Source organism: Nocardioides sp. YIM 152588 (genome assembly GCF_040191335.1).
GTDB lineage: Bacteria > Actinomycetota > Actinomycetes > Propionibacteriales > Nocardioidaceae > Nocardioides.
Genome location: NZ_JBEGDJ010000001.1, coordinates 358,508 through 364,870 on the forward strand (window position 1 = coordinate 358,508; position 6,363 = coordinate 364,870).

The window sequence follows — 6,363 nt, forward strand, 5'->3', positions numbered from 1 at the left end:
TCGGAGGAGCACCATGCCAGCACCGGCCGCGTCGCGAGCCTCCACACCGGCCGTCGTGGAGGTCTCGGGGCTGGTCAAGGAGTTCGGCCGGACCCGCGCCCTCGACGGTCTCGACCTGACGGTGGACGCGGGTGAGGTGCACGGCTTCCTGGGGCCGAACGGCGCCGGGAAGTCGACGACGCTGCGGGTGCTGCTCGGGCTGATCCGTCCCGGCGCCGGCACGGCCCGGGTCTTCGGGCAGGACCCGTGGCGGCACGGACCCGAGCTGCACCGCCGCCTGGCCTACGTGCCCGGCGACGTCAGCCTGTGGCCGAACCTGTCCGGCGGTGAGACCGTGGACATGCTGCTCCGGATGCGGGGCGCCGACCCGGCCGCCAGCCGGAAGGACGAGCTGGTCGAGCGGTTCAGGCTCGACCCGACGAAGAAGGGGCGCGCGTACTCCCGCGGCAACCGCCAGAAGGTCGCCCTGATCGCCGCTCTGGCCACCGACACCGACCTCCTGGTCCTGGACGAGCCCACCGCCGGCCTGGACCCGTTGATGGAGCAGGTGTTCCGCGAGTGCCTCGCCGAGCACCGGACGCGGGGCGCGACGGTGCTGCTGTCCAGCCACATCCTCAGCGAGGTCGAGCGCCTGGCCGACCGGGTCACGATCATCCGGGACGGTCGCACCGTCGAGTCCGGGACGCTCGACAGCCTGCGCCTCACGCGACGGGCCGACCGCGACGCGTCGCTGGAGGAGCTCTTCCTCGAGGCCTACCGGTGAGCGCCGTCGACGGCACCACCCTGCTGCTGCGCCAGAACGTCCGGCGCGACCGGGTCATCGTGCCGGGCTGGCTGGCCGTGCTGAGCCTCATGGCCTACGCATCGGCCAGCGCCGTGGGGAGCCTGTTCTCCACGGCGCAGGAACGGCTGATGCTGGCCACCTCCATCAACGGCCAACCCGGGTTGCTGGCGCTCTACGGACCGATCCTCGATCCGGGCAGCACCGGCGAGCTGGCGATGTCGAAGCTGACCGTGCTCTACGCGCTCCTGAGCGCGATCCTCTACGTCGTCCTGGTCCGGCGCCACACCCGGATCGACGAGGAGTCCGGGCGGGCCGAGCTCATCGGCGGCACCGCGGTCGGACGCGCCGCGCCGATGCTGGCGGTGGTGGTGGAGTGCATCGCGGTCGCGCTCCTGCTCGGCCTGCTGGTGGCCGCGGCGAACGCCGTCGGCGGTCTGCCGGTGGCGGGGTCGCTGTGGTTCGGCATCTCCTGGGCCGGCACCGGCCTGGTCGCCACCGGCATCGCGGCCGTCGCCTGCCAGCTGTCGGCCAGCGCGCGGACCTGCGGGGCGATCGCCGCGGCCATGCTCGCCGCCGCGTTCGCGGTGCGCGCGGCGGGTGACGCCCTCGACGGCTGGCACTGGATCTCCTGGCTCTCGCCGCTCGGCTGGAACACCCAGCTGCGCGCATGGTCCGAGCCCCGGTGGTGGGTCTCCGTCCTCTACCTCGCGCTCTCGGCCGCCCTGCTGGCCCTCGCCGGCGCGATGCGGGCACGGCGCGACCTCGGGGCCGGGCTGATCGAGGCCCGGCCCGGACGGGTGTCGGGATGGATCGCGGGCGCGTGGGGACTCACCCTGCGGCTCCAGCGCACCTCCCTGGTGCTCTGGACCGTCGGCATCGCCGGGCTCGGCCTGCTCTTCGGCGCGATGACGCCCGGCTTCGACGACCTGTTCCGCGGCACCGGCGCCCAGGAGATCATCGACCGGCTCGGCGGCGCGTTCCTGGCGGCGCTGCTGCCGATCATCGCCATCGTCGTCACCTGCTACCCGGTCGCGGTGGCGTCCGGCGCGCACCAGGACGAGGCGGAGGGCCGGACCGGTACCGCGATCGCCGCCGGCACGTCGCGCGCCCGGTGGTTCGCCGCGACCGCGACCTTCGCGGCCGTGGGCGCGGCGTGGCTGATGCTGGTCGCGGGCCTCTGCCTGCGGGTCGGGTACGGCGCCGCCGGTGGTGCCGGCGGCGCCGACGTCCTCCCCGCCGCCGCCGGCTGGATCCCGGCGGTCTGGTTCGTCGGCGCGCTCGCGCTGGCCGGCTTCGCCGCGCGCCAGGGATGGGTCGGCTGGACCCTGCTGGTCACCTTCCTCACGCTGACCCTGGTGGGCGAGCTCCTGGAGCTCCCTGGCTGGATGGTGCGGCTCTCGCCGTACTCCGCGGTGCCGCTCTACCCCGCCGAGGCCTGGTCGTGGCGCCCCGACCTGGTCCTGCTGGCACTCACCGCCTCGATCGTCGTCGGCGCGTGGCTCCTCTTCCAGCGCCGCGACCTGGAGTAGGTCAGGCTCCGGCGAGGTCCAGGACCGCGACCCCCCGCACCCGGTCGGCGGCCAGGTCCCGGACGGCCTCGTCGGCGGCGTCGAACGGGTAGGCGGTGACGGTGGCGTGCACGTCGAGCCGGCGCGCCAGCCGCAACAGCTCGACGCCGTCGGTGCGGGTGTTGGAGGTGACGCTGGTGACCGTCCGCTCCCGGAACAGGTGCCGCTCGTAGTCGAGCGCGGGGATGTCGGTCATGTAGATCCCGGCCAGCGCGAGGGTGCCGCCCGCGTCGAGGTCGCCGAGGGCGTCGCGGGCCACCTCCCCCGCCGGCGCGAAGACGATGGCGGCGTCCAGCGGAGGCGGCGAGCCCCCGATCGGGTGCGCCGAGGCCGCGCCGATCTCGAGCGCGAGCCGGCGCGCCTCCTCGTCCCGGGTCACCACGTGCACCTCCGCCCCCTGCGCCAGCGCGATCTGGGCGGTCAGGTGCGCGCTGGCCCCGAAGCCGTAGAGCCCCAGCCGGCCACCGGGCGGCACCTGCGCCCGGCGCAGCGCCCGGTAGCCGATGATCCCGGCGCACAGCAGCGGAGCCGCCTGGACCGGGTCCAGACCGTCGGGCACCGGGTAGGTGTAGGCGGCCGGCGCGACGGCGTACTCGGCGTAGCCGCCGTCGGCGTCCCAGCCCGTGTAGAGCGAGCGCTCGCAGAGGTTCTCCCGGCCCGACCGGCACCACCGGCACACGCCGCACGTCCCGCGCAGCCAGGGGATGCCGACACGGTCGCCCAGCGACACCTCGCCGGTCTCCCCCGCCCCGGCGACGACGGTGCCGACCACCTCGTGCCCCGGCACCACCGGGACGCGGTGCGGCGGCAGGTCGCCGTGCAGGACGTGCAGGTCGGTGCGGCACACCCCGCAGGCCTCGACCCGGACCAGCACCTCGCCCTCGGCGGGGCTCGGGACCGGGATCTCGGCGAGCCGCAGCGCGCCGTCGCCGTTGGTCTGCCAGGCCTTCATGCTCGGAGCCGTCACCACCCCAGCATCGTCCCCGCCGCCCGTTCGCGGGAGTGACTCACGAACGCGCAGCCGGGGACCTTCGCCCTTGCCCCGCGGCCGCGCGGTGGCGTCCACTGGGCTGAGGCCATCCGGGGAGGATCTGATGAAGGCAGCCGTCGTCAACGAGTTCAAGGCGCCGCTCTCGGTGGAGGAGCGCGACATCCCAGAACCGGACCCGGGCCAGGTGCTCGTGCGGTTGGAGGCCTGCGGGCTGTGCCACACCGACATCCACGCCGCGCACGGCGACTGGCCCGTCAAGCCCACACCACCCTTCGTACCGGGCCACGAGGGCGTCGGCGTGGTCACCGCCGTCGGGGACGGCGTCACCAGCAGATCGGTCGGCCAGCGCGTGGCCATCGCCTGGCTCGGCGAGGCGTGCGGGCACTGCGACCACTGCGTCAGTGGCTGGGAGACACTCTGCGAGGCCCAGCAGAACAGCGGGTACTCGGTCGACGGGGGGTGGGCCGAGTACGCCGTCGCGGCCGCCGACTACGCCGTGCCGGTCCCGGACGGTGTCAGCTCGCTCGACGCAGCGCCGCTGACCTGCGCCGGCGTCACCACCTACAAGGCGATCAAGGTGGCCGGGATCAGTCCGGCGGAGCGGGTCGCTGTCTTCGGGATCGGCGGCCTCGGTCACCTCGCCGTGCAGTACGCGCGGCTGGTCGGCGCCGAGGTGATCGCGGTCGACATCAGCGACGAGAAGCTGGAGCTCGCCGCCGAGCTCGGCGCCGACCACGGCGTGAACGCGGCCGAGGTCGACCCCGTCGAGGCCATCGCCGATCTCGGCGGCGCCGACGTCGCGGTGGCGCTGGCGGTGAGCCCCGCGTCGTTCGAGCAGGCCTTCGCGTCGCTGCGCCGCGGCGGTCGGCTGATCTGCGTGGCGCTGCCGCCGGAGACGGCCGGACCGATGCACATCCCGATCTTCGACACCGTGCTCAAGGGGATCAGCGTGATCGGCTCGATCGTCGGCACGCGCGAGGACCTCGCCGAGGTCTTCCGCCTGCACGCACTCGGCCGCACCAGGGTCATCTCCGAGACGCGCCGTCTGGGGGACGTGAACGACGCCGTGGCCGAGGTGCTGGGCGGCTCCGTGCCAGCGCGGTTGGTCTTCGACCTCACCTGAGCGCCGGGGCCGGCGGCGGGTCGGCGTGCAGCTCGTGGCGGCCCGCGACGAGCAGCCACACCGCCAGGGCCGCGATCAGCAGCACGGGGAGCAGGTCGATGTCCGGCACCACGATCAGCGCGCCGAACAGCGCGAGCCAGCCGCTGCGGATCGCGGCGATGGTGATGCCGAGGACGGCGGCGCCCAGCACCACCGGCACCGGGGCGGCGTCGAAGATCCCGACCACCGCCCACCCGGCCGCGACGCCGACGAAGACCGCCGGGAAGATCCGGCCGCCGCGGAACCCGGCGGCCGCGGCGACGACCAGCGCGAGCAGCTTGACCAGCGCCATCAGGACGAGGGTCCCGGCGGAGTGGTCGGCGACGTCCTCCGAGATCTCCTTCATCTCCTCCAGTCCCTTGAACAGGGTCTCCGGGCCGCCGAGGACGCCGAGCCAGCCGAGCACGAAGCCGCCCACGGTGAGCGCCGCGACCGGCCCGGGCAGGCGGTGGAAGAGGCGGTGCACGGGCGTCAGCAGGTAGGACGCGCCCAGGCCCAGCGCGCCCGTCACCAGCGCGACGCCGACGGCCCACGCGAAGTCGCCGAGCGCGATGCCGTCGTACTCCGGCACGGCGATCTCGAACTGCGGGCCGATGGTCAGCAGCACCACCACCGAGCCGGTCGAGGCCGCGACCAGCGGGTTGAACAGCCGGTTCCACACCGGGAGGCCCGAGCGGTCGGGGCCCATCCCCGCCAGCGCCTCGGTCAGCAGCAGGGCCGCCGCCACCGGCGTGCCGAACATCGCGCCGAAGGTGCCGGCCAGGCTCCACTGCATCCAGGTGGGCGCGGCGACGCCGGCCATCAGCCGCATCCCGACGAGCACCATCAGCGAGGCGTTGATGATCAGGATCGGGTTCTCCGGGCCGAGGCTCGCCCCGCTCGCCAGCGTCAGCACGAGCGCCAGGGCCAGGCCGGGCAGCGCCAGCGGCGGCAGGGGGTCGGAGCCGAGCTCCTCGACGGCCGGGTCGGGTCCCGCGTGCCCGGGCGCGTTCCGGACGACCAGGCCGATCGCGAACCCGAACACCGTCAGCACCCCGACGATCCACCACCAGGAGTCAGGGTCCGCACCGAGCGCGCCGGAGAGCTCGGTCCACACGAGGTGCTGGAGCCCCTCGGCGAGCAGCGACAGCGCGAGCAGGCTGACCGCGCACGCGACGCCGACGAGCGCGGCGGCGGGGGTCTGACGCAGCAGCGCCACCGGGCGGACCTGGGCTTCGACCTCGGACGTCACAGCGGGCAACCTACGGAAGGACGACCGTCGTGCGGAACGGCCACGCCGTCGGCGTGGACAACGGGTCGCGCCGGCGGACCCGCGTTGTCCGGAGGTGGAGACTGGTGACGTGGTCGACGTGGAGCCGGAGCGGTTCGAGGAGTACGTCGCCGCCGCGCTCGACCGGCTGCCGCCGGAGCTCGGCCGGCTGATGAGCAACGTCGCGGTGACGGTCGACCACGACGGCGGACGCCCGGGCCTGCTCGGCCTCTACCAGGGCATCCCGCTCACGCGGCGCACCACGGCCTACGGCGGCGTCCTGCCCGACCGGATCACGCTCTACCGACGCGCCATCACGGCGCGCTGCGACACCGAGGACGAGGTGGCCGACCAGGTGCGGCGCACGCTCGTGCACGAGGTCGGCCACCACTTCGGGATCGGCGACCGGAGGCTGCGCGAGCTCGGCTGGTGACCTGACGACGGGGTCAGCCGACGGGGTCAGCCGACGGGGTCAGCCGACGGGGTCAGCCGACGGGGTCAGCCGACGGCCCAGGGCGTCGCCCGCACCCAGCCGCTCCGCCGCAACCGCTCGCCCACGGCCGCCCGGCGCCCCGGCTCCGCGGCCAGGCGGCGCAGGGCAGATGGCGC

Annotated in this window: 6 protein-coding genes; 4 read left to right on the forward strand and 2 right to left on the reverse strand. The window is 74.6% G+C overall.

Translation table 11 applies throughout. From position 1 onward, the window contains the following. Nucleotides 1-13 precede the first annotated feature (13 nt). Together ABLM29_RS01775 and ABLM29_RS01780 are read left to right on the forward strand one after the other, a co-directional pair. The gene (locus ABLM29_RS01775; RefSeq protein WP_502889139.1) at nucleotides 14-763 is read left to right on the forward strand and encodes an ABC transporter ATP-binding protein; all 750 of its coding nucleotides are present in this window, start codon (nucleotides 14-16) and stop codon (nucleotides 761-763) included. Next, nucleotides 760-2,313: an ABC transporter permease gene (locus ABLM29_RS01780; RefSeq protein WP_349711830.1), complete on the forward strand. Its 1,554-nt coding sequence runs from the start codon at nucleotides 760-762 to the stop codon at nucleotides 2,311-2,313. Before ABLM29_RS01775 ends, ABLM29_RS01780 begins: the two co-directional genes overlap by 4 nt. Nucleotide 2,314: 1 nt before the next feature. On the opposite strand, the gene ABLM29_RS01785 is transcribed toward ABLM29_RS01780, so the two are convergent. After that, nucleotides 2,315-3,319: a zinc-dependent alcohol dehydrogenase family protein gene (locus ABLM29_RS01785; protein ID WP_349711832.1), complete on the reverse strand. Its 1,005-nt coding sequence runs from the start codon at nucleotides 3,317-3,319 to the stop codon at nucleotides 2,315-2,317. Nucleotides 3,320-3,446: 127 nt separating this feature from the next. Here ABLM29_RS01785 and adhP point away from each other — a divergent pair, with 127 nt between their 5' ends. After that, complete coding sequence (adhP, locus tag ABLM29_RS01790) at nucleotides 3,447-4,466, forward strand: alcohol dehydrogenase AdhP (RefSeq protein ID WP_349711834.1); 1,020 nt, start codon at nucleotides 3,447-3,449, stop codon at nucleotides 4,464-4,466. On the opposite strand, the gene ABLM29_RS01795 is transcribed toward adhP, so the two are convergent. Further along, the gene (locus ABLM29_RS01795) at nucleotides 4,459-5,736 is read right to left on the reverse strand and encodes an ion channel protein (RefSeq protein WP_349711836.1); all 1,278 of its coding nucleotides are present in this window, start codon (nucleotides 5,734-5,736) and stop codon (nucleotides 4,459-4,461) included. The genes adhP and ABLM29_RS01795 overlap by 8 nt on opposite strands. Nucleotides 5,737-5,845: 109 nt before the next feature. On the opposite strand from ABLM29_RS01795, the gene ABLM29_RS01800 reads away from it, so the two are divergent. Further along, nucleotides 5,846-6,187 carry a metallopeptidase family protein gene (locus ABLM29_RS01800; protein ID WP_349711838.1) on the forward strand — a complete coding sequence of 114 codons (342 nt, stop codon included), beginning with the start codon at nucleotides 5,846-5,848 and terminating at the stop codon, nucleotides 6,185-6,187. The last annotated feature ends 176 nt before the right edge of the window (nucleotides 6,188-6,363 follow it).